This window comes from Pannonibacter sp. Q-1 (assembly GCF_054073275.1).
Genome location: NZ_JBSXNB010000006.1, coordinates 221,773 through 245,587 on the forward strand (window position 1 = coordinate 221,773; position 23,815 = coordinate 245,587).

Genomic DNA, 23,815 nt, shown 5'->3' on the forward strand with positions numbered 1-23,815 from the left:
GGAGCACAGGTCATGGCACGCAAGAAGCCTGCAGGCGGCGGCGCCCCGGAATGGCTGGTGACATTCGCCGACCTGATGTCCCTGCTCGTCTGCTTCTTCGTGCTGATCATCTCCTTTTCGGTTCAGGACAAGCAGAAGCTCCAGATCGTCGCCGGCTCGATGAAGGATGCCTTTGGCGTCAAGGAGAACTCGCGGCGTCTGGGCGTGATCGAAATGGAAGGCATTCCGATCCGCGACTACATGAAGCAGGTCTCGCAGGTTCCACAGGAACTGGATTCGGACTTCGCCAGCGAGCGTCACGAGAAGAACACCAAGCAGGGACCCGAAGCCAACACCCACGACACGGTGGAGGCCGAGATCGAGCGCTCCCGCCAGTTTGCCACGGCGGCAGCGACCCTGCGCCAGGCCCTGCAGGAAATGCCGGAGATCACCGAAATCTCCCAGCACATCATTTTCGAGGAAACCGAGGAAGGCCTCAACATCATGATCGTGGATCAGGATGGGCGGTCGATGTTCCGGGAAGGCTCGAAATATCCCTATGAGACCACCCGCCGTATCCTGGCAAAAATTGCCCCGGTTCTGGCGGATATGCCGAACCGGATCGAGGTCACCGGCCACACGACAACCGGCAGCGCCGCCACAGACCCCAATTACACCACCTGGGAGCTGTCTACCGACCGGGCGAACATCGCCCGGCAGATCCTCAACGAATATGGGGTGCCGTCAGACCAGATCTTTTCGGTGGTGGGCAAGGCCGATACGGAGCCTCTGTTCCCGAACGACCCCTTCCTGGCGGCGAACCGGCGCATCAGCGTCTTGCTGATGCGCGAGGCCCCGCCGATCCCGCCGGGGAACCTGTAAACCGGGTCCGCGCTGAAGGCACCGGGATCAGGCGTCAGCAGCCTGCCTGACCCGCAAGCGCACACCTTCCACGCCTTCCACAATCACGCGGGTGCCCGCGGGCAGATCCGGGCCGGTGATCTGCCAGACCGTGTCGTCAACGGAAAGCCAGCCTGTCCCTGAGACAATCGGGTCCTTCAGAACAAAGATGTGTCCGGCATAGCGGCTGCCCCGCCGGTTGAGGCCGGGATCGCCAAAGGCGCTTTCCCGCCGCCGCATGAACCACCGCCCGGCAACCACGCTGATGACGGACAGCACCGCGAAGAGGATGATGTTCGTCTGCCAGGTGAGCGGTTCGATCAGGTTGACCACACCAACCAGGATGGCCGCGACGCCGAACCAGAGGAAGAAGGTGCCCGGAACGAGCACCTCCACCCCGAAGAGCAGGATGCCGGCGAACCACCAGCCCCAGGCGCCAAATCCCTGGAAGATCTGCTCAAATGTGCTCATGCACCCTCACTCTGCCCCGGACGCGGCACGGACGGCAGGCCGGAACCTGAGCTGGACCGGCCCTCGCCGTCCCTGTTGCCGAAAGCCTCGCGGGCAATCTCGCCGATGCCGGTCAGGGCGCCCAGGAGCGAGGTGGATTCCATCGGCAGGATCAGGGTCTTCTGATTGCGCGAGGTCGCCAGCTCCTTGAAGGCTTCCACGTACTTGGTCGCCACGAAGTAGTTGATCGCCTGCATGTCACCGGCCGAAATCGCCTCGCTGACGAGGCGCGTTGCCGTCGCTTCGGCCTGAGCCTCGCGCTCGCGCGCCTCGGCATCACGGAAAGCCGATTCGCGGCGGCCTTCAGCCTGCAGGATCAGCGCCTGCTTCTCGCCCTCGGCCTTGAGGATTTCAGCCTGCCGCTTGCCTTCGGCTTCCAGAATCGAGGCGCGCTTGTCACGCTCGGCCTTCATCTGACGGGCCATGGAATCCACCAGATCGCGCGGCGGATTGATGTCCTTTATTTCGATACGGGTGATCTTCACGCCCCAGGACTCGGCGGCGGCATCCACCACGCGCAGCAGGCGGGTGTTGATCTCGTCACGGTTGGACAGAAGCTCATCCAGGTCCATCGAGCCCATCACCGAGCGGATGTTGGTCATGGTGAGGTTGAGAATGGCGTTCTCCAGCCCCGCCACTTCATAGGCGGCGCGGGCGGCGTCCAGAATTTGATAGAAGGTGATGCCATCCGCCGTCACCGTGGCGTTGTCGCGGGTGATGACCTCCTGGGAGGGGACGTCGAGCACCTGCTCCATCATGTTGAGGCGGCGGCCGATCTTGTCGATGACCGGAACAATCAGGTTGAGGCCCGGCGAGAGGGTGCGCCGGTAGCGGCCGAAGCGTTCGACCGTCAGGTTATAGCCCTGCGGAACAGTCTTCACGCCCGCAAAAATCAGCAGGATGACGAAGAAAAAGAGTGCAACTAGAACAATGTTGAAACCGTAATCGGCCAAGGGCATGCGAGGCTCCCGTCTTATCTGCCTTCAAAACGGGCGGAGTATGCGACGGATCAGCCTGCGATGCCACCCAGAAAGAGCCGGGCAGCACCGCCACCCGGATCAGGAGCATTCCCGTTGAGGACCGGAGGCTTCAGAGCCAGCCGGACAGTTCGCGCTGCACCACCTGTTCCAGCACGGCCATGCCCAGATCGCTGTCATTGAGGCAGGGGATGTGGGTAAACTCGCCACCGCCATTCTCGTGGAAGATCTCCCCGGCTTCTCCGGCAATTTCCTCCAGCGTTTCAAGGCAGTCGGCGACGAAACCGGGGTTCATCACGGCGATGTTCTTCACGCCGTCCTTCGCCAGCGCCTCGACGGTCTTGTCCGTATAGGGCTGCAGCCACTCTTCCGGGCCGAAACGGGACTGGAAGGTGACGCGCAGCTTCTCCTTGCTCATGCCCAGCCGCTCGCGCATCAGCCGCGTCGTCTTCATGCAGTGGCAATGATAGGGGTCGCCCTTCTTGAAGTAGGACTGCGGAATGCCGTGATAGGAGGTGAGGATCACGTCCGGCTCGAAATCGAGCCCGGCAAGATGGCGCTCCACCGACTGGCTCAGAGCCTCGATATAGGCCGGGTCGTCGTGATAGGGCGGCACGGTGCGGATGGCCGGCTGCCAGCGCATCTCCAGCAGGGCACGGCAGACTTCGTCATTCACCGTCGCCGTGGTCGAGGCGGCATACTGCGGATAGAGCGGGAACACCAGAATGCGGTCACAACCATCGGCCTTCAGCGCTTCAAGGCGAGAGCGGATGGAGGGCTGGCCATAGCGCATGGCCCAGTCGATCTTCAGCCGTCCGCCATGATCGCCCATCATCTGCGTCAGCTTGTCCGACTGGCTGCGGGTGATGGTGCGCAGCGGCGACTCGTCCAGCTCCTTGTTCCAGATCTCGTCATAGGCCTTGCCGGACTTCTTCGGCCGGGTGATCAGGACGATGCCATAGAGGATCGGGTACCAGAGCGCCTTCGGCCATTCGATGACGCGCTTGTCGGACAGGAACTCGCGCAGATAGCGGCGCATCGGCCAGTAGCTTGTGGCATCCGGGGTGCCGAGGTTCACGAGAAGCACACCGATCTTGCCCGCCTTCACCGGCGGGTGGGCGTCCGGCAGCTTGATGCTGCGCATGGATTGGCCGGCTTCAGCCAGGGCTTCAGGGGAAAACTGGACGGTCATGACAACTCCGGAAACGGGCAGGCGTGCACACGCGCACATTTGGCCGGAACATAAGACACCAGCCAGCCTTGTCCAGTACGTCAGAACTCAGATCCCGGATCAGTGCCGCCCAAAAGAAGCGGGAGAGGCCGATCAGGCCGCCTGGCCTCCGTAGTCGCGCTCATCGGAAATGACCTTGCCGTCATTCGGCAGGCTGCCTTCGGCCAGGCATTCAACGGCGCCCTTCAGCTTGGTCACCTCCCGAAGGGTTGCGGCGATGGCAGAGGCCGTGTCTGCGGTGGCGGTTTCCACCTGCAGGGTCATCACATCCTGCTCGCTGGCGCGTGTGACAACGAGCCGCGCCTTGAGGATTTCCGGATGACGGGCGAGCACATCGGCGATCTGTACCGGATCGACGAACATGCCCTTGATCTTGGTGCGCTGGTCGGCCCGGCCCATCCAGCCGGCAATGCGCTGCCCGGTGCGCCCGCAAGGGGACTGGCCCGGCAGCACTGCTGAAAGATCACCCGTGCCGAAGCGGATCATCGGATAGGTGCGGTTGAAGGTGGTGACCACCAGTTCCCCCACCTCGCCATCTGCAACAGGTGCCGCCGTGCCGGGACGCACGATCTCGACGATATAGTCCTCGTTGACGATCATGCCGCTGCCGGCCTCGCTCTCATAGGCGATGACGCCGAGTTCCGCCGTGGCATAGCACTGAAGAACCGCAATGCCGCGCGCTGCATAATCCGCCCGCAGCGAGGGAAACAGCGCCCCGCCGGAGACAAGGCCTCGCTTGAGGCTGGACATGTCCCGCCCCAGTTCCTTGCCCTTGTCGAGCAGCACCTTCAGGAAATCCGGCGTGCCGACATAACCGGAGGGCTTCAGCGTCTCGATGGCCTCCAGCAGCATTTCCGTGTTGCCGACGCCGCCGGGAAAAACAGTGCAGCCCAGCGCCCGCGCGCCGTGATCGAGCAGAAAGCCGCCCGGCGTCAGATGATAAGAGAAGGTGTTGATCACCACATCACCCGCCTGGAAGCCCGCTGCCGCCAGTGCCCGGGCCACGTTCCACGGGTCCTGCCCTTCCGGCTGCGGCTCCCAGATCGGTCCCGGAGACATGAACACCCGCTGCACACCCTTGAGGGAACCGGCCAGAAACCCGCCGAAGGGCGGTTCCGCCTTCTGGTGCTGCAGCAGGTCCGACTTGCGCAGCACAGGCACGGAAGCCAGCGCCTGCCGCGAGGTGACGGCGGCCGGATCCACGTCTTTCAGATGGCGGGCCCAGCCGGGCGCCTCCTCCCGCGCATGGCGCAGGATTTCCGGAAGCCGGGCAAAAAGCTCCGCCTCGCGCTGATCCGGCGACCGCCGTTCGCGCGCTTCACGATGTTCCGCCGTCATAGCCTGTCCTCGCTTGCTTCGCCTTGAAATAACTTGCGCTGGTTACGCCAGCCACCGCTTGCGGCGCTTGTAATGCTTCACATCGCGGAAGGACTTGCGGCCCTCACCGCCGACACCAAGGTAGAATTCCTTGACGTCTTCATTCTCGCGCAGCGCCTTGGCCTCGCCATCGAGCACGATGCGGCCCGATTCCACGATGTAGCCGTAGGTGGCATAGCGCAGCGCGATGTTGGTGTTCTGCTCGGCCAGGAGGAAGGACACGCCCTGCTCCTCGTTGAGCTGCTTCACGATCTCGAAGATTTCTTCCACCAGCTGCGGCGCCAGTCCCATGGAAGGCTCGTCCAGCAGGATCATGCGCGGCCGGCTCATCAGGGCCCGGCCGATGGCGCACATCTGCTGCTCGCCGCCGGACGTGTAGCCCGCCTGGCTGCGCCGGCGCTCCCGCAGGCGGGGGAAGTAATTGTAGACCATCTCCAGATCGGCCTTGATCGCCCCTGCCCCGTCACGCCGCGTATAGGCACCGGTGAGCAGATTTTCCTCGATGGTCAGATGGCCGAAGCAATGACGGCCTTCCATCACCTGAATGCAGCCGCGCCGCACCAGATCATTAGGGGACAGGTCCTGCACCTGATCGCCCTTGAAGGTGATGCTGCCCTTGGTCACATCCCCGCGCTCGGCCCGCAGCAGGTTGGAGATGGCTTTCAGCGTCGTGGTCTTGCCCGCGCCATTGGCCCCCAGAAGGGCAACGATACCGCCTTCCGGCACAGTCAGGGACACGCCCTTCAGCACCAGGATGACGTGATCATAGATCACTTCGATGTTGTTCACCGACAGGATGGGGCTGCTGGCCGCAGCCGGGCTGGAAGCTTGAAGCACGGGTCTGATCCTCTTTCCGGCATTTCCCTGCCGCGGGCGGTTCATGCCCGCGGCAGAAAGCATCCTTGAACTCTTGTCAGTTCGGGCAGGGCTCCGTACGGGCCGGCCAGGGAGCGTTCTTTTCCGTGTACTCCTTGGCTGCGGCCTCAAGCAGCGGGCGCACGACGTCCTTCATCGGCTCGATCCAGTCGGTCGCCTTCACCCACTTGGTGCCGTCCCACTCCTGGATGTAGACCGGATGCGAACCGGCGTGATCCTCGCAGGTGACCTTCATCGGATGAGCAAAACCGGCAAGGCCGATTTCCTCGAGACGCTCTGCCGTGATGTTCAGGGACTCAAGACCGATACGCACGTCTTCGCCGGTCAGAACGGTCTTGCCGGTCTTTTCCTGCGCCGTGCGGATGGCTTCAGCCATCAGCACGGAATTGAGGACACCGCGGTTGTAGAGAACGTTGCCAAAATTGGCCTCCGTGGTCTGCGACTTGCGGGCATCGACGACCAGCTTCTTGATGTCGGCCAGCGCCGGATAGTCCGTGCCGAGACCGGAGATGTTCAGCGCCTTGTAGCCCTTGGCACCGGCCCCGCCGGCAGCGGCATCATCATCGCCGGCCGACCACCAGACACCGATCATCTTGTCCATCGGGAAGCGCGTCTTGACGGCCTCCTTGATGGCGGTCGGGTTCATCGCGCCCCAGCCCCACATGATCACATAGTCCGGACGGTCGCGGCGGATGTTGAGCCACTGCGAGGACTGGTTCTGCATTTCCTTGGCGGGAACCGGATACTGGGTCACCTCGAAGCCATAGTCCTTGGACAGCTGCTCCAGCAGCGGGATCGGTTCGCGGCCGAAACCGGCGTCGAGGAAGATGTAGCCGATCTTCTTGCCCTTCAGCTTGTCCATGCCGCCTTCCTGCTCACCAATGTATTTGATGATCACGGACAGGCCGTCCCAATAGGTGTCCGGCACGTTGAAGACCCAGGGGAAGGTGTTGCCGACGGCTGCTGCCGACAGGCCATAACCCATGGACAGAACGGGGATCTTATCGACGCCGGCTTTCGGAATGATCTGCAGCGTGGTGCCGGTGGAATACGGATTGTACATCAGGGCACCCTTGCCCTTGGTCGCCTCGTAGCACTCCATGCCCTTCTGCGGGTCATACCCGGTCTCGCATTCCTCCAGGATGATCTTGACGCCGCCGATGCCGCCATCGCGCTCATTCAGCATCTGCAGATAGTCATACATGCCGTTGGCGATGTGGATGCCCGAGCCTGCAAAGGCGCCGGTGCGGTAAGTCAGAAGCGGGATATAGTTGCCTTCCGCTGCGGCGGTCTGGACGGTGAAGGGCGCTGCGCCCCCCAGCGCGAGTGCGGTTCCCAATGCGATTGCCTTGAAGTTCATTTTGCTTTCCTCCCAAAGAACGGCTGGCTTTCTGGTCCGCCTACCCTTGTCATTATTGCGGATGCCGGATCCGGCCGGTTTCGATTGCAGGCGGCCGTCAGTACGGGAACGGCCAGACCCGAAGCTTCTGCTTGCCGATCTGCCACAGCCGGGCGAGACCATGCGGTTCCACGATCAGGAAGAAGATGATCAGCGCACCCACGATCATGTGGGCCAGATGCTGGATCGTCTCGGCCCCCACCTCGATACCGGTCATCGCCGGAATGGCGCGCAGCACGACCGGCAGGATCCAGATGAAGGCCGCGCCCAGGAACGAGCCGCTGATGCTGCCAAGCCCGCCCAGAATGACCATGAACAGGATCTGGAATGACAGGGCGATGGAATAGGACGAGGGCTCGGCCGCATTCAGCCAGAAGAACACCATCATCGCACCCGCCACGCCGCAGATGTAGGACGACACGGCGAAGGCCAAGAGCTTGGCCCGGAGCGGACGGATGCCGATCAGTTCCGCCGCAATATCCATGTCGCGGATCATCATCCAGCTCCGGCCGATGCGGCCACGGATGAGGTTCGACACCAGCACCGCAATGGCAAGCGTGATGCACAGCACGATGAAATAGCGGGTCAGCGGTGTGGACTCGGCCCCGGCGATGGTGATGCCGAACATGGTCCGGTGCGGGATCTCGATGGCGCCGGAGGCGTTGTAATTGTAGAGCCAGCCGATGCGGATGAAGCACCATTCCAGAAAGAACTGCGCCGCCAGCGTCGTCACCGCCAGATAGAGCCCCTTGATGCGCAGGCTCGGCAGACCGAAGATCGCGCCGATACCAGCCGAGAACACGCCCGACACCAGCACCAGCAGGATCACGTTCACATCCGGGAAGATGGAGGTGAGCTTGTAGGCTGCATAGGCGCCGACACCCATGAAGGCGCCGGAGCCGAGAGACAGCTGACCGGCAAAGCCCGTCAGCACGTTGAGCCCGATCGCCGCCAGCGAGAACACCAGGAACGGGATCATGATCGAGCTCAGGAAGAAGTCATTAGCCAGATAAGGAACTGCAACAAAGGCTGCGAAGATCAGGATCGCAATGCCGATCCGGTCCTGCCGGATCGGGAACAGCGCCTGATCCGCCTCGTAGCTCGTCTTGAACTGGCCTGCCTCGCGGTAAAACATGGGACCTCACACGCGCTCGATGATGCGTTCGCCGAAGAGACCTTGCGGACGGAACAGAAGGAAGATCAGGGCGATGATGTAGGCGAGCCAGGACTCGATGCCCCCGCCCACCAGCGGACCCCAATAGATCTCGCCGAGCTTCTCGCCGAAGCCGATGATCAGTCCGCCGATGATGGCGCCGGGGATCGAGGTGAAGCCGCCAAGGATGAGCACGGGAAGCGCCTTGAAGGCGACGATCTCCAGCGCGAAGGACACATCCGAACGCGCCCCCCACATGATGCCCGTCACCAGCGCCACGATACCGGCGGCAAACCAGACGATGGCCCAGATCTGGTTCAGCGAGATGCCGACGGAAAGCGCCGCCTGATGGTCATCTGCCACCGCCCGCAGCGCCCGGCCGATGCGGGTCTTGTTGAAGAAGATGCCGAGGCTTGCCACCATCAGCATGGCGATCACCGCCGCCGCAATGTCGATATGCTGCAGGATGACGAGGCCGTCCTCCCCAAGCTCCAGCGCCGTCGAACCGGTCGGCAGCCACAGCTCTTCCGTGATCATCCGCTTCGGCTCACCGCCGAAGATGAACTCGCCAAAGCCGATGAGGAAATAGGTCATGCCGATGGTCGCCATCAGCAGGATGATTTCCGGCTGGTTCACCAGCGGCCGCATCACCACCCGCTCGATCGTGTAGGCCAGAATGCCCATCACACCGATGGTCAAAAGCAGCGCCAGAAACGCGGGAACCCCGTGCTCATAGAGCCCGACCAGCGTCAGCCCGGCGAACACCACCATGATGCCTTGCGCGAAATTGAAGACGCCGGACGCCTTGAAGATCAGCACGAAGCCAAGGGCAATCAGGGCATAGAGAATGCCCGCCACGAAGCCTTCCCACAGCACCTGCAGCAGGAAATCCGGCTGATCGGCCATCTGCGCAAACGGCAGGATGAAAATATCATAGAGCATCGCCGCCCCCCTTAATGCGCCACGCCGAGATAGGCGTCGATGACTTCCTGACTGGCCTGCACCTCGGCAGGGGGGCCATCGGCGATCTTCTTGCCGTAGTCGAGCACGACCACCCGGTCGGACAGGTCCATGACCACGCCCATGTCATGCTCGATGAGGGCGATGGTGGTGCCGAACTGCTGGTTCACATCGAGGATGAAGCGGCTCATGTCCTCCTTCTCCTCAAGGTTCATGCCGGCCATCGGCTCGTCGAGCAGCAGAAGCTCCGGCTCCATGGCCAGTGCCCGGCCCAGTTCCACCCGCTTCTGCAGGCCATAGGGCAGCTTGCCCACCGGCGTCTTGCGTATGGCCTGGATCTCCAGAAAGTCGATGATGTCCTCGACCTTGCGGCGGTGCTCGATTTCCTCGTCCCGCGCCGGGCCGTAATGCAGGAGCTGCCAGAAGAAGTTGCGGTGCATCTTCAGCGAACGGCCGGACATGATGTTGTCCAGCGTGCTCATGCCCTTGAACAGCGCGACATTCTGGAAAGTGCGGGCAATTCCCTGCGCCGCCGCATCATAGGGCCGCATCTTGCTGCGGGCCGTGCCTTTCCAGGTGATGGTGCCCTGCTGGGGATGGTAGAAGCCGTTGATGACATTGAGCATCGACGTCTTGCCCGCCCCGTTGGGGCCGATGATGGCGCGGATCTCGCCCTTGCGGATGTCGAAGGAGATGTTGGTAATCGCCTTCACCCCGCCGAAGGACAGCGAGACGTTGTCCACCTTCAGCAGCACTTCCGGAGCAGGTTCTGCTCTGGCCGCCGGTTCGGCTGCGGGCAGGCTGGTTGCTGTCACGGCATTCATTCTGCAGCCTCCCGCATGGCCTGCACCGGGGCGTGCGGCGTCATGTCCCTGATCTCGACCGTTGCCTCGATGACGCCCGTGCGGCCGTCCTCGAAGGTCACTTCGGTGCGCACATGGCGCGAGGTGGAGCCGTCATAGAGCCCCTCGATCAGCGGCGCATAGCGCTCGGCGATGAAGGAGCGGCGGACCTTCTGCGTGCGCGTCAGCTCGCCGTCATCCGCATCCAGCTCCTTGTGCAGGATGAGGAAGCGGTGAATCTGCGCGCCTGCCATCATCGGCTCTGCCGCCAGATCCCGGTTCACCTGGTCCACATGCTGCTGGATCATCCGGTAGACGTCCGGATGGGCGGCAAGCTCCTGATAGCTGGCGTAATTGACGTTGTTGCGCTCCGCCCAGCTGCCCACCGCCGTCAGGTCGATGTTGAGGAACACGCCGGTGAAATCCCGCTCATTGCCGAAGGCCACCGCCTCCTTGATGTTGGGGAAGAACTTCAGTTTGTTCTCGATGTATTTCGGGGCAAACAGCGCACCGGTGTTGAGCTTGCCCACATCCTTGGCGCGGTCGATGATCTTCAGGTGGCCGTTGGGGGCAATGAAGCCGGCGTCACCGGTGAACACCCAGCCATCTTCCGTCTTGGTGGTGCGGGTGGCCTCGTCGTTCTTGTAATAGGCAACGAAGGTGCCCGGCGAGCGGTAGAGCACCTCGCCGTTTTCCGCGATCTTCAACTCCACCTGCGGCGCGGGCTTGCCGACCGTATCGGCAAAGATCTCGCCATCCGGCTGCAGGGTGATGTAGACGCTGGCTTCCGTCTGGCCGTAGAGCTGCTTCAGATTGAGGCCGAGCGAGCGGTAGAAGCTGAAGATCTCCGGGCCGATGGCTTCACCCGCCGTGTAGCCGACCTTCAGCCGGGTCAGGCCAATGCGATTCTTCAGCGGGCCATAGACCAGAAGCTCGCCAAGGCCGTAGAGCAGCCGGTCGCTGAGCGGCACCGGCTGGCCGTTGAGGATCTTTTCGCCCGACCGGCGGGCCACGCCCATGAAATAGTCGAACATGGCCTTCTTCATCCGGCCTGCATCTTCCATGCGCACCATGATGCGGGTGAGCATGCTTTCAAAAACGCGCGGGGGAGCGAAGAAATAGGTCGGCGCGATCTCCAGCCGGTCCAGATCCACCGTGTCAAGGCTTTCCGGACAGTTGACGCAGTAACCGGCCGTATAGGCCTGTGCCAGCGAGAACACGTGGTCGCCGATCCAGGCCAGCGGCAGATAGGCGAGGATGTCCTCGCTCTCGTCCAGCTTGTCGAAGGCATTGGCGTTGCGCGCCGAAATGACCAGATTGTCGAAGGACAGCATCACGCCTTTGGGGCGGCCGGTGGTGCCGGAAGTGTAGAGCATCACGGCAATGTCACTGCCCTTGCCCTGTGCCAGCCCCTCTTCCCAGGCGCTGAGCGCCTTCGGATCTGCTGCAACATGCTGGCGGCCAAGATCCTGCACGCCGGTGAAGCTGAACAGGCGGCCGTGGTCATAGTCCCGCAGGCCGCGCGGATCATCATAGATCACGGCACTCAGGCTCGGCACGATCTCCGCCATGGAGAGAAGCTTGTCGACCTGCTCCTGATCCTCCACAACCGCAAAGCGAACTTCGGCATGACCCAGAACATAGGCCATTTCTTCTGCGACGGAGTCAGCATAGACCGGAACCGGGATGGCGCCGAGCGCCTGAGCCGCCACCATCGACCAGTAAAGCCGGGGCCTGTTGGCACCGACAATTGCGACCTTGTCGCCTGCCTTCAAGCCGATACTGCCAAGCCCGATCGAAAAGCTGCGCGTCTCGTCAAGAACTTCAGCCCAGGTCCAGCTTTGCCAGATACCAAGGTCCTTCTCCCGCACTGCAGTACGGCTTCCAAGTTCTTTCGCATTGCACAAGAGAATCTTCGGAAAGGTGTCCGCACCTTCCCTCGCAGCGCTGGTCAATCTTGCCATCGCGTCGTCCACCCTCCCAGGCGCCCCGTTTACCGGAGTCGCGTTTTGGCCCTCATGAAACGCCTTCCTCCCGAAGGGCCGCAAGCTCTTTCTTTGGCGGAGCCTGCGGATGTCTCACCATGGGTTGCATTTGACGGTAGACCCGGTGCATTGCGCCAGTATGTTCAGACTGTGACGAATTGTTTCAGGGCCATCCTCCATTCATCCGATGGCTGACTGGTGTTCCCTCCGGCCTTCTGCCTAAACTCACGCCATGACGATCAGCTCCGGCACCACCGAATATATCGACATGCTGCAGGCTGCCCTTGATCATGTGAATCAGGGCTTCTCGGTCTTCGATGCAAACCTGCAGCTGGTGGCCTGGAACAGGGGTCTTTGGGAGATGCTGGACTTCCCCCAGGAGCTGGCCCGGCGCGGCGCGCATCTGGCGGAGTTCCTGCGGGTCAACACGGAGCGCGGGGAATACGGCCCCGGTGATGTGGAAGGCAAGATCCAGCGGCGGCTGGAACGGGCACGCCAGTTCGTGCCGCATTATTTCGAGCGCATCCGCCCCAACGGCCAGGTGATTGCCGTGCGCGGCACGCCCCTGCCGCAGGGCGGGTTCGTCACCATTTACACCGACATCACCGAGGAGCGGCGGCGGCAGGAGAAGCTGGAGCGGACCGTGGCCGAGCGCACCCGCGCCCTGCGCCAGAGCGAGGACTGGCTGCGCTTCGTCACCGACAACATCCCGGCTCTTGTGGCCTACATGGCCCCGGACACGGGTTCTGGAGCCGGTCCCGTCTTCCGTTTTGCCAACCGGCGTTATGCAGAATGGTTCGGCCATTCCATCGCCTCCATTGCGGGGAGGCCCGCCCGCGAAGTGCTGGGGGCGGAACTCTTCACCGAACTGCAGCCGCAGATCGAGCATGCGTTCAGCGGCCATGCGGTGTCCTATGAGTACAGCCGCCGCAAGCCGAACGGCGATCTGGCCTACATGCGCTCCACCCTCATTCCGGACATGACCGTGGACCGGCGCACGCTCGGCGTTTTCGTGCTGTCGCTCGATGCCACGGAGCAGAAGCGCAACGAGGCGGCGCTCGCCCAGTCGCAGCGCATGGATGCGGTCGGCAAGCTGACCGGCGGGCTGGCGCATGACTTCAACAATCTGCTTGCCATCCTGATGGGCAATCTCCTCAGCCTGAAGCGCAAGGGCAGTGAGGTGACGCCCGCCGATGTGGAGGCCCACCTTGCCCCCATGCTGCAGGCGGCACAGCGCGGGGCGGACCTGACCCAGCGCATGCTGGCCTTCAGCCGGGGCCAGTCCTCAGACCTGCAGACCGTGGAACTGGCGCCGCTTCTGGCCAACACCGCGACGCTGCTGCATGGCTCCCTTCCCGGCGCCATCAGCCTGTCCTTTGACCTTTCCGATGAACGGCTGGTGGCGCGTGTGGACCCGGCGCAGCTGGAAACGGCCATCGTCAACCTTGTCTTCAATGCCCGCGATGCCATGCCGGAAGGCGGCAGCGGCAGCATCACCGTCAGCCTGTCGCAGGAGCAGCTGGTGGAGCGCGATCTGCCCGGCGCGGGTCTGGCGGCAGGCCCCTATGCCCGCATCAGCGTGCGCGACACCGGCCAGGGCATGGATGAAGCGACCCGGCAGCGGGCCTTCGAGCCATTCTTCACGACAAAGCCTTTCGGCACCGGTTCCGGCCTAGGCCTGTCGATGGTCTATGGCCTTGCCCGGCAGGCGGGCGGGCATGCGGATATTTCCACCGCCCCCGGCGCAGGCACCACCGTGTCGCTGCTGCTGCCCCTCAGTGCCGGCACCGGCCCTTTTGGAACGGGAGCTGAGGGCGTGCAGACGGCCCTTGCCATGGGCAACGGCGAACTGATCCTGCTGGTGGAGGATGAAGCGGCCGTGGCCGAGGCAGTCGCCCTGCAGATCCGCGACCTCGGCTATACGGTGCTGACGGCGGAAAGCCCCGCAGATGCCCTTGAGCTGGCGCAGGATGTGGCGGAAATCCGGGCCGTGCTTTCCGATGTGGTGATGCCCGGCCAGATGAACGGGCTCGCCCTCGTGCGCCAGATCCGGCAGGAGCGCCCGGACATCGGCATTGCGCTGATGAGCGGCTATGCCGACTATGGCGCGCCCGCGGAAGGGTCAGGCCAGAAGCCCGATACCGCAGCTTTTCCGCTTCTGACCAAGCCCTTTGACATGGCAGCGCTGTCTGGAACCTTGAGGAAGATCACCGCTCATGACGCCTGAGACGCCCGGCCCCGGAAGCAGCACAACAGCCATGTCCGGACTTGTTTACATCTGCGACGACGAAGCGGAGATCTGCGCCATTCTGGCCAGCACGCTGGAGGTCTACGGCTTCCGCTCGGTCTGCTTCCAGCAGGCGGGCAAGATGCTTGCCATGATGGACCAGCAGCTGCCCGATGCCTGCCTCATCGACCTTGGGCTGCCGGACATGGACGGCATGAGCCTCATCAACGAGATCCGCAAACGCACCTCCCTGCCCGTCATCGTGCTTTCCGCCCGCAGCCATTCCTCCGACCGGGTGATGGGGCTGGAGATGGGTGCTGACGATTATGTGGTGAAGCCCTTCGACCCGCGCGAGATCGTGGCGCGGCTGCGCTCCGTGCTGCGCCGCTCATCCGAGCGTCAGGCCGCCGCCCCCGGCAAGGGCAATGCCGCCCGCTTTGCCGGCTGGACCTTTCATCCCGGCGCCCTGCGGCTCGTCTCGCCCTCGGGCGAGGAGACGTTCCTCTCCACGGGTGAAGCCACCCTGCTGGAAGCCCTGTTGCGGGCGCCCAAGCGCGTGCTCTCACGCGATTACCTGCTGGAGCACGGCGGCCGCGACGACAGCCTCGACCGGTCCATCGACGTGCGCATCTCCCGCATCCGCAAGAAACTGGCGACCGAATCCGCGACGCCCCTCATCCGCACCATTTACGGCTCGGGCTACATGCTGACGTCACAGGTAGACTGGGCGTAAACTCCAGCGGCTACCCGTAGATCGCCTGCGGCAGCCAGGTGGCAAGTTGCGGCACGAACCAGAGGATCACCAGCATCAGCACCTGGATCAGCACGAAGGGGATGATGCCGAGGTAGATGTCCGAGCTGCGCACGGAGGCTGGGGCTACACCGCGCAGATAGAACAGGGCAAAGCCGAAGGGCGGGGTGAGGAAGGAGGTCTGCAGGTTGACCGCCATCATCACGCCGAGCCAGGCCGGATGCATGGAACTGCCGTCGGGCATGGGCAGTTGCAGCAGCACGGGGGCGACGAGCGGCACCACGACGAAGACGATCTCCAGAAAATCGAGGAAGAAGCCCATCACGAACATGACGAGCATGACCGCCAGCATGGCGCCAAGCGCGCCGCCCGGCAGGTCCTTCAGCAGCGAATGCACCAGCTCGTCGCCGCCCAGATCCCGGAACACCAGCGAGAAGAACGTCGCACCGATCATGATGGTGAAGACCATAGCGGTGATCTGCGTCGAGGACTGGATGACCGGCGCCAGCACGCCCGAGCGCAGCACGCGGGCAAGGCAGACGGCAATGCCCCAGGCACCAACAAGACACAGCAGCGCTGCAAGGCTGATCCCGGCCCATTCCAGCGGCCCGATTTCCAGCCGGGTGATGCGAAGATCCACCACCCGCGACAGGGCAAGGGCCGCCAGCAGGCAGGCAGCTCCGGCGTAAACGGGCAAGGGCCGGGACACATCCGCCCGGAAGCCTGCCAGAAGCAGCGCACCCACGGCGCCGACTGCGGCAGCTTCCGTCGGCGTTGCCACACCGGCCAGAATTGAGCCGAGAACGGCGATGATCAGGGCCAGCGGCGGCACCAGCACGCTGACCAGCTCCTTCAGGCTCACCTTCTGCGGCGCGCCGCCATCTGCCCCGCGCATGGGCGGCGCCTTGTGGGGCGACAGGAAGGCAACGGCCATCTGATAGGCAATATAGAGCCCGACGAGGCAGAGACCGGGAATGAGCGCGGCAGCAAAGAGATCCCCCACCGAGAACGGGTCCGGCGACCAGTTGCCAAGATTGCGCTGCGCTGTCTGATAGGCGCTGGAAAGCTGGTCGGCGAGAAACACCAGCACGATCGACGGCGGAATGATCTGGCCCAGCGTTCCGGCTGCAGCAATCGAGCCGGTGGCAAGGCGCGGGCTGTAGCCATTGCGCAGCATGGTGGGCAGGGACAGGAGCCCCATGGTCACCACCGTCGCCCCGACGATGCCGGTGGAGGCGGCCAGCAGCGCGCCGACGATGGAAACAGACAGCCCCAGCCCGCCGGGCATCTTGCCGAAAAGCCGGCCCATGGCCTCCAGCAGATCTTCCGCCACCTTGGAGCGCTCCAGCATGACGCCCATGAAGATGAAGAGCGGCACGGCAATCAGCGTCTCGTTCGTCATGATGCCGAAGATGCGCAGCGGAATGGCGCCGAGCGACAAGGAGGCACCTGAGAAATGCCCCAGCAGCGCAAAGACGAGAGCAACGCCTGCCAGCGTGAAGGCCACCGGGAAACCGGCCATCAGGCAGATGACGGCCGTGGCAAACATGAGAATGTCGAGGATGGAAATCAGGTCCATGGAATGTCTCAGCCCTCTTTCCGGGCGAATGTTTCAAGCGCCGGGGCGTTGCCCGACAGGGCAGCGGCAGCGCGCAGCATCAGGGCAAGACCCTGCAGCGCCAGCAGCCCGGCATAGACGAGGATCGCTGTCTTCAGCACATAAAGCGCCGGAATGCCCGACGTCTCGCGCGAGCCTTCCCGGATCATCCAGGAGATCTGGACGAAGGGCCAGGCGTGCCAGAGGATGACGGCGCACATGGGCAGGAGGAACAGGGCGGACCCGGCCAGATCCACCAGCGCTTTGCGGGCGGGGCTGGCGTCCCGGTAGAACACATCCACCCGCACATGGGCATCAATGGCCAGCGCGTAGGCGGCAGACAGCAGGAACAGGAAGCCATGCATGTAGAGGATGCTTTCCTGCACCCAGACCGAACCTGCCCCGAACACATACCGCAGGATGACCACCGCAAACTGCACCAGCACAATGCCCAGCATCAGCCAGGACACGGCGCGGCCAATCGCCGAATTGAAAAACGTGATCACCTGAGCGGTGCGGAACATCGCGGAACCTTTTCGGAAAAGCAAAGGGCGGGGAAGACCATCAGCCATCCCCGCCCTGCTTTCGTCAATAGCCAGCTGTCAGAAATTCAGCGAGACATCCCGGTGTTTCGACAGGCACGGCGCCAGCGCGACCGCCACATCACGCGGCAGGCGCGGCAGCTGGCGCAGGCCGATGGTGCCGCTGGTGGCAGCATCATAGGCGCTAATCTTCGGCAGCAACTCGTCGAAGGCGCGCTGGCGCCACGCGAGATCTTGCTTGAGCGCGGCGATGGAGTTGTCCAGCTCGGCCACAGCTGCCTGCGGATCGGGCGCATTGGAGCGCATGATCTTGCGGGCCTCGTTGATCCCCTTGCGGATCTCTGCCGTGCCTTCAAGGGCGGAGACCTCGCTGCGCAGCAAGTCGATCTGCTCCAGCACCTCGGGCAGAGGCTTGGAGATGACCGCATCCTGCAGGGCCGTGAACTTCTCCTCCATCTCCTGCAGGGCAGGTGCGGCCTGAAGCGCGGCTGTCACCTTCATCACAGGCTCGGAGGCATTGTCCGCGAGGCGGCGGTAGGCGAGGCGTGCCTTGTTCTCCGCATCCTGCACCTTGGCAAAGCCGGTATGGACGTCTTCCCAGCTGGCCGGGATCTTCGCCAGCAGCGCATCATGCGCGGCCTGCAGCTCCGCCATTTCCGCCTTTGCATCCTCTCCCCGCTCCGCGGAATAGATGCCGGTCGGACCGGAGCGCGAAATGATCACCTCCAGTTCCTTGATTTCACGCTCGATCTTGCGCGCATCCCGCTCGATCGCCCGCACCTGAACCTGCAACGGACGGTAGGTCACTGCGGCCTGCGTGACGGCGGCAACGGCAGCATCGATCTCCGCCATCTGCGGAATGGCCTTTTCAGCGTTCTGCAGCCCGGACTTCAGCTCCTGCTGCAGATCGGACGGCAGATAGCTGACATCCGTTCCCTTGAGCTGGCTGATGGCAGCGGTGATCGCGGCGCCGTTCTGGCGGAACTGCTGGCTGGTGTAGGTCTCGATGCAATACTGCAGACGCGGGTTCTTCGGCGGCGGCGCGGTCTCGGACAGCAGCGAGGACCGGTTCGGCAGATAGTTCACGATCTGCGGATTGAAGCCGACAATCGCCAGCGCGACCAGCTGGATGCCGATGAAGGCGATCACGCCCTTGTAGATCTGCAGCGTCTTCACCACCGCCGGAGCCACGCCGCGCAGATAGAAGAGCGCGAAGCCGAAGGGCGGGGTGAGGAAGGAGGTCTGCAGGTTGAGGCCGAACATCACGCCAAGCCAGACTGCCGTCACGTTGGCGGACGGGTCAGCCAGCAGGATCGGCGCAACAATCGGCACCACCACCACGGCAATCTCGATGAAGTCGAGGAAGAAGCCGAGGATGAAGATCACCAGCATGACCATGAGGAACTGGGCCCAGAAGCCGCCGGGCAGGCCTTGCAGGAAGTCCTTGACCAGATCCTCACCGCCAAAGGCGCGGAAAGCCGATGTCAGCATGGCCGCGCCAATCAGGATGATGAACACGAGGCACGAGCCCTTGGCCGTCTCGATCATCACTTCGCGCAAGGTGTTGTCCGTCACCATCGTGCGCCAGCCGCTCCAGATCACGGCAAAGACCAGCATCGAAACGGCGATGGCACCGAGGACGATGCCTGTCATATCGCCATTCGAAAGAACGCGCTTGATGTTGGTGTCATAGAAGCTGACGGCAACGGCAATGCCCAGAAGCGCCAGAATGGCAATGATTGCGGGCGTATAGACGCCCTTGCCCTTGCCGTCCTGCAGCCGGTAGCCGGCCATGATCATGGCACCGATGGCACCGACAGCGCCGGCCTGGTTGACCGTGGCGATGCCGGCCATGATCGAGCCGAGCACCAGCACGATCAGGGCGAGCGGCGGCACCAGCGTGATGAACACCTGGAACAGGAACTGCCGGTCCATCTTGCCCTGACCGCGCACAGCCGGTGCAGCCTTGGGGTTGATGAGGGCAAAGCCGAGCATGAACAGCACATAGAGCCCGACGAGCAGCATGCCGGGCAGGATCGCGCCGAGGAACAGCTCGCCCGCGCTGGTGGAGGCAATGGCCAGGTCGGACGGCATCTGGCCGGGGCCATTGGCATCGCGGAAGAGAGCCTGACGCAGGTTGCCGGCCTGATCGACGCTGGAGGACAGCTGGTCGGCCAGAATGATCAGCACGATGGAGGGCGGAATGATCTGGCCCAGCGTGCCGGAAGCAGCGATCGTGCCGGTGGCCAGCGGCACCGAATAGTTGTTGCGCATCATCGCGGGCAGCGAGATGAGGCCCATGGCCACAACGGTGGCGCCGACAATGCCGGTGGTGGCGGCGAGCAGCGCGCCCACCAGGATGACCGAAATGCCCAGACCGCCCGGCACCGGCCCGAAAAGCCGTGCCATGGTGATGAGCAGATCCTCGGCGATCTTGGACCGCTGCAGCATGATGCCCATGAAGATGAACAGCGGAATGGCGATGAGCGTGTCGCGCTCCGCCTCCCAGTAAATGCCGCGGAAGTTGGTCACCCCGGCGCTCAGCCACTGGGTGGGGCCGCCATGGGAGAAATAGGCGTCGGTGTGGCCGGCGAACAGATAGCCAGCGCCGGCAGCCAGGCCGATGGAGATGATTGCCGATCCCGGCAGGGCAAAGGCGACGGGAAAGCCCGAGCCAAGCGCCGCCGCCATCAGGACGATCAGCAGAATAAGGAAAAACAGTTCCATAGGTGCAAATCCTGCTGGGTCAGTGCTTGATGGAGCCGGTGAGCTCGCGGCCACCTGGTTCGCCGCGCATGTCTGCCACGGCGGCAAACAGGTAGCTGACAAACTGGATCATCATGCTCACGGCGAAAACGCCAAGGAAGCCCGCCATCAGATACTTCACATAAAGGCCGAAACCTGCCTGTGTCGTCTCATAGGAGAGCATGGGGCTGTTGATGATCGACTGCCTTGACCCCAGACCGAAGTAGAGAATGGTCCAGCAGAACACCATGCCGAAGGCGATGGCACCGAAGGCATTGGCAAAGCCCTTCGCCGTCTCGCCGAAGCTGGCATAGAGCACATCCACACGCACATGCCCTTCTTCAAGGAGCGTGTAGGCGGAGGCAAACAGGAACAGCGCCGCATACCAGAAGCGCACGAGGTCAGACAGGAACGCCTGTTCGTAGGAAAAGACGAAGCGGCCCAGCACGATCAGAAGCTGGGATACCACCACCAGAAGAGCCAGCCAGTAGAAGCCGAGGGTCCGCGTGATCGCCGCGAGCAGGACCGACAGTGCGATGAGCGGCATGTGCACATAGCCACCGCGGAATTGCGCCCGCCCGAGATCGCTCGCCAGCTGCCGGCCGAACACCGCTTCCAGCACGCCTTCGACACGCAGGAAAGAAATCGTTGCGTCGGCGACCCCGACGATGACCACCGCCCAGAAAGCCCAGCGGATCAGGAAGGCGTTCAGCCTGTTGATCCGCTCGCTGTCGGCGCGCAGTCCGGGTGAGCCGGGATAAAGCACATAGGCGGCGGCCAGAAGCGCCAGCACGGCATAGAGGCCGGTCTGCATCTGCGCGCCGGCCGATCCGGTTCCAGGTCCGGGAAAACCCTGCCAGTAGGTGAGGTAGTTGTTGATCAGGAAGGCAGTCATGACTGCCAGATTGATCCAACCGAACAGCCGGATGGCAAGAACACCACCGGTCCGGGATTCCAGCGCACGCGCAGTCTCAGCAGCGGCGCCTTGAACCGGGTTCAAGGCCGTCATCGTCAAACGCCTCGTCAAAAAAGGTTTGAACCAGGAAGGGGGCGGGGCTAGCCCCGCCCCCCGGTCAGGTGGACGCCAGTGGCGGTCAGACCTTGATGCCGAGCACGCGGTTGCGCTGCACCGTGTAGCCGGTGTCAGCCAGAAGCATCCAGCGGCCCACTTCCGAACGGGCCTTCACGAAGCTCTCGTGAACGCGCTTGGTCAGGTCGCCGTGCTGGATGGTTTCCTCGAACACTTCAGCCGATGCATCGCCAAAGGCGTCATAGACTTCGTCCGAGAACTGGCGCAGCACGACACCATGCTCATTGATGAGCTTGTCGAGATAGGCGCCGTTGAAGCCGTTGGCTTCTGCCATCGAGAAAGCGTTTTCCTCGTTGCAGGCCGCTTCGACGATCATCTGGTCGATCTTCGACAGCTTGGAGAACCAGGACTTGTTGCAGCCCAGCGCCAGCATGGAGCCCGGCTCATGCATGCCCGGATAGTAGTAGTACTTGGCGGCTTCGTAGAACTTCATGAAATAGTCGTTCCACGGGCCGACCCACTCGGTGGCATCGACAGCGCCGGAGACGAGGTTTTCATAGATCTGGCCGCCCGGCAGGGACACCGGCGAGGCACCCAGCTTGGCCATGACGTCGCCGCCAAGGCCCGGAATGCGCATCTTCAGGCCCTTGAGGTCGTCGGCGGTTTCAATTTCCTTGTTGAACCAGCCACCCATCTGCACACCGGTGTTGCCGGCGTTGAAGTTCTTCAGGCCAAACTGGTCAGCCAGTTCGTCCCACAGTTCCTGGCCGCCGCCAACCTTGATCCAGGCGTCGATTTCGGCATAGGTCAGGCCGAAGGGAACAGCCGTGAAGTAGGACCAGGCCGGGTGCTTGCCCTTCCAGTAATAGTCGGCGCCGATATAGGCCTGTGCGTTGCCCGAAGCCACTTCGTCGAAGGCATCGAATGCACCGACGCGCTCACCGGCGGCGAAATACTGAACGTTGATGCGGCCTTCGGTCAGTTCGGCGATACGGGCCGCCAGGCGCTGCGCGGAAACACCAAGGCCCGGCATGTCGCGCGGCCAAGTGGAAACGATCACCATGTCGGTGCGGGACTGCGCAATTGCCGGAGCGGCAAGCGTGGTTGCAGCGGCAATACCGCCAGCACCAATGCCAGCCTTCTTGATAAACGAACGACGATCCATAACGATATCCTCCCAGATATGGCGAGTGCTCAGCCACTTTGAAGCCTTGCACTGACACCTGTCTGTGTCTAGGTGATCCTTTGAATGAGGCGCTAGTCGTGTTTCTGCGCATCTTTTCCGTAGTACTACTGAAAAGACGCTGCTTTCCGGCAATTTTATTGCCGGAAGCGGATCACTTTCGGAATGCAGGGGGCCACCGGTGACATTCAAAACAAAACTGCTCCTCATCACCATCCTGCCCCTTGTAGCTGTCTCGGGGCTGATTGGCGGCATCACCTTCTTTCAGGCCTCGCGCCTGATCGAGGCCCAGACCCATGCCGTCGAGGAGCGTATCCTGTCCAGCAAGCGGCAGGAGGTGCAGAACGCCATATCCCTTGCCCTGACCTCCATCCAGAAGCTCTATGAGGAGGAGCATGGCGGGCGCGAGGCGGCGCAAACGGAAGCAAAACGCATCCTCAACGACATCACCTTCGGCGAAGACGGCTATTTCTTCGTCTATCTGCGCGACGGCACCAACATCGTCCATCCCAAACTGGCCAATCTTGTCGGCGGCAAATGGTGGGATCTGCAGGACCCGGAAGGCAATTACGTCATCCGCAATCTCATGGCCGCAGCTGAGGCCGGCGGCGGCTTTCACCGCTATGTCTGGGACAAGCCGAGCGCCGGCATGAATGCCGAAAAGCTCGGCTATGCCGTGATGCTGGACAAGTGGGGCTGGATGGTCGGCACCGGCCTCTACATTGACGACATCGCCCGGGAAGTGGCCCTCGTCCGTGCCGATTTCACCGCCAACGTGCAGCAGACGGTGCTGGTGATCTTCCTCATCACCATGGTCGCCATCCTCCTGAGCCTGACCGCTGTGGCCACGGTCAGCTTCTCGGAGCAGAAGTTTGCCGATGGCAAGCTGAAGGAGTTGACCCACCGGATCGTCGATGTGCAGGAGCAGGAGCGCAAGCGCGTGTCGAGCGAGCTGCATGACAGCATCTCCCAGCTGCTCGTCTCCGTGCGCTATGGCATCGAGATGCTGCATTCCCGCAGCCCCGGCAGCGGCGAAATGCAGACCCAGGCCGAGCGCTGCCTGCGCATTCTGGACGAGGCAATTGGCGAGGTGCGGCGCATCTCCAAGGATCTGCGTCCAAGCATTCTGGACGACATGGGCCTGTCCGCAGCCCTCACAAGCCTTGCCAAGGATTTCGAGGCGCAGTCCGGCATCACTGTCGAGATTTCCGCCGACCGCTGCCGCAGCCGACTGCCGGATTCGGCCAAGACCGCACTGTACCGGGTGGTGCAGGAGGCGCTGACCAATGTGGCCCGGCACTCGGCCGCGGCGTATGTCAGCATCCGGCTGGTGGCGGGAGAGCGGGCGCTGACCCTGACGATCCAGGACGATGGCGTGGGCATTCCCCTGCCTCTGCCGCAGCTTGGAGGACTGGGTATCCGCAACATGCGTGAACGGATAGAGACACATGGCGGCACCATGGTAATGTCGCGGGTGGGTGCCCAGGGCACCATGATCCGGGTGACCATGCCCATGCTGCCGGAGGAGAGCCGGACAGCGGCGTGAACCAC

19 protein-coding genes are annotated in these 23,815 nt (G+C 63.0%); 4 read left to right on the top strand and 15 right to left on the bottom strand.

From position 1 onward, the window contains the following. Positions 1–12: 12 nt before the first annotated feature. Positions 13–861: an OmpA/MotB family protein gene (locus ACVNHC_RS18110; protein WP_019964856.1), complete on the top strand. Its 849-nt coding sequence runs from the start codon at positions 13–15 to the stop codon at positions 859–861. A 27-nt stretch (positions 862–888) separates the two neighbouring features. Here ACVNHC_RS18110 and ACVNHC_RS18115 read toward each other — a convergent pair whose 3' ends face one another. From ACVNHC_RS18115 to ACVNHC_RS18160, 10 genes are all read right to left on the bottom strand, one after another. Further along, positions 889–1,350, bottom strand: a complete 462-nt coding sequence (locus ACVNHC_RS18115; RefSeq protein ID WP_457168467.1) for an NfeD family protein — start codon at positions 1,348–1,350, stop codon at positions 889–891. Then, positions 1,347–2,348, bottom strand: a complete 1,002-nt coding sequence (locus ACVNHC_RS18120) for an SPFH domain-containing protein (RefSeq protein ID WP_050472407.1) — start codon at positions 2,346–2,348, stop codon at positions 1,347–1,349. Before ACVNHC_RS18120 ends, ACVNHC_RS18115 begins: the two co-directional genes overlap by 4 nt. A 130-nt stretch (positions 2,349–2,478) precedes the next feature. Next, positions 2,479–3,558 (bottom strand): ferrochelatase, encoded by a 1,080-nt coding sequence (gene hemH, locus ACVNHC_RS18125; RefSeq protein WP_457168469.1) that lies wholly within the window; start codon positions 3,556–3,558, stop codon positions 2,479–2,481. 132 nt (positions 3,559–3,690) lie between these two features. Then, a complete protein-coding gene (locus ACVNHC_RS18130) occupies positions 3,691–4,935 on the bottom strand; it encodes a phenylacetate--CoA ligase family protein (RefSeq protein WP_457168471.1) in 1,245 nt (414 codons plus the stop codon). Between the two features lie 42 nt (positions 4,936–4,977). Further along, positions 4,978–5,856 (bottom strand): ABC transporter ATP-binding protein, encoded by an 879-nt coding sequence (locus tag ACVNHC_RS18135; protein WP_050472549.1) that lies wholly within the window; start codon positions 5,854–5,856, stop codon positions 4,978–4,980. A gap of 31 nt (positions 5,857–5,887) precedes the next feature. Continuing rightward, a complete protein-coding gene (locus ACVNHC_RS18140) occupies positions 5,888–7,210 on the bottom strand; it encodes an ABC transporter substrate-binding protein (RefSeq protein ID WP_050472404.1) in 1,323 nt (440 codons plus the stop codon). A gap of 97 nt (positions 7,211–7,307) precedes the next feature. Beyond that, positions 7,308–8,384 carry a branched-chain amino acid ABC transporter permease gene (locus tag ACVNHC_RS18145; protein ID WP_457168473.1) on the bottom strand — a complete coding sequence of 359 codons (1,077 nt, stop codon included), beginning with the start codon at positions 8,382–8,384 and terminating at the stop codon, positions 7,308–7,310. Between the two features lie 6 nt (positions 8,385–8,390). Then, positions 8,391–9,344, bottom strand: coding sequence for a branched-chain amino acid ABC transporter permease (locus tag ACVNHC_RS18150; protein WP_050472402.1), 954 nt, complete (start codon positions 9,342–9,344; stop codon positions 8,391–8,393). Between the two features lie 11 nt (positions 9,345–9,355). Then, on the bottom strand, positions 9,356–10,186 hold the full coding sequence (locus tag ACVNHC_RS18155) for an ABC transporter ATP-binding protein (RefSeq protein ID WP_457168476.1): 831 nt from the start codon (positions 10,184–10,186) through the stop codon (positions 9,356–9,358). Further along, positions 10,183–12,168, bottom strand: a complete 1,986-nt coding sequence (locus tag ACVNHC_RS18160; RefSeq protein WP_457168478.1) for an AMP-binding protein — start codon at positions 12,166–12,168, stop codon at positions 10,183–10,185. The genes ACVNHC_RS18155 and ACVNHC_RS18160 overlap by 4 nt, the downstream gene beginning before the upstream one ends. 253 nt (positions 12,169–12,421) lie before the next feature. Between ACVNHC_RS18160 and ACVNHC_RS18165 the strand changes: the two genes are divergently transcribed. Continuing rightward, positions 12,422–14,416 carry a PAS-domain containing protein gene (locus ACVNHC_RS18165; RefSeq protein WP_457168480.1) on the top strand — a complete coding sequence of 665 codons (1,995 nt, stop codon included), beginning with the start codon at positions 12,422–12,424 and terminating at the stop codon, positions 14,414–14,416. Between the two features lie 31 nt (positions 14,417–14,447). Beyond that, complete coding sequence (locus ACVNHC_RS18170; protein WP_209005011.1) at positions 14,448–15,149, top strand: response regulator transcription factor; 702 nt, start codon at positions 14,448–14,450, stop codon at positions 15,147–15,149. A 10-nt stretch (positions 15,150–15,159) separates the two neighbouring features. On the opposite strand, the gene ACVNHC_RS18175 is transcribed toward ACVNHC_RS18170, so the two are convergent. From ACVNHC_RS18175 to ACVNHC_RS18195, 5 genes are all read right to left on the bottom strand, one after another. Continuing rightward, complete coding sequence (locus ACVNHC_RS18175) at positions 15,160–16,746, bottom strand: TRAP transporter large permease (RefSeq protein WP_457168482.1); 1,587 nt, start codon at positions 16,744–16,746, stop codon at positions 15,160–15,162. 8 nt (positions 16,747–16,754) lie between these two features. After that, positions 16,755–17,288, bottom strand: a complete 534-nt coding sequence (locus ACVNHC_RS18180; RefSeq protein WP_457168484.1) for a TRAP transporter small permease subunit — start codon at positions 17,286–17,288, stop codon at positions 16,755–16,757. A 78-nt stretch (positions 17,289–17,366) separates the two neighbouring features. Next, positions 17,367–20,033, bottom strand: coding sequence for a TRAP transporter large permease (locus tag ACVNHC_RS18185; RefSeq protein ID WP_058898734.1), 2,667 nt, complete (start codon positions 20,031–20,033; stop codon positions 17,367–17,369). 19 nt (positions 20,034–20,052) lie between these two features. Next, entirely contained in the window at positions 20,053–21,060 is a 1,008-nt protein-coding gene (locus ACVNHC_RS18190; RefSeq protein ID WP_050472394.1) for a TRAP transporter small permease subunit, read from the bottom strand. 85 nt (positions 21,061–21,145) lie between these two features. After that, positions 21,146–22,246, bottom strand: coding sequence for a TRAP transporter substrate-binding protein (locus tag ACVNHC_RS18195; protein WP_050472393.1), 1,101 nt, complete (start codon positions 22,244–22,246; stop codon positions 21,146–21,148). Positions 22,247–22,445: 199 nt separating this feature from the next. Here ACVNHC_RS18195 and ACVNHC_RS18200 point away from each other — a divergent pair, with 199 nt between their 5' ends. Further along, positions 22,446–23,810, top strand: a complete 1,365-nt coding sequence (locus ACVNHC_RS18200) for a cache domain-containing protein (protein ID WP_050472392.1) — start codon at positions 22,446–22,448, stop codon at positions 23,808–23,810. Positions 23,811–23,815: the final 5 nt, after the last annotated feature.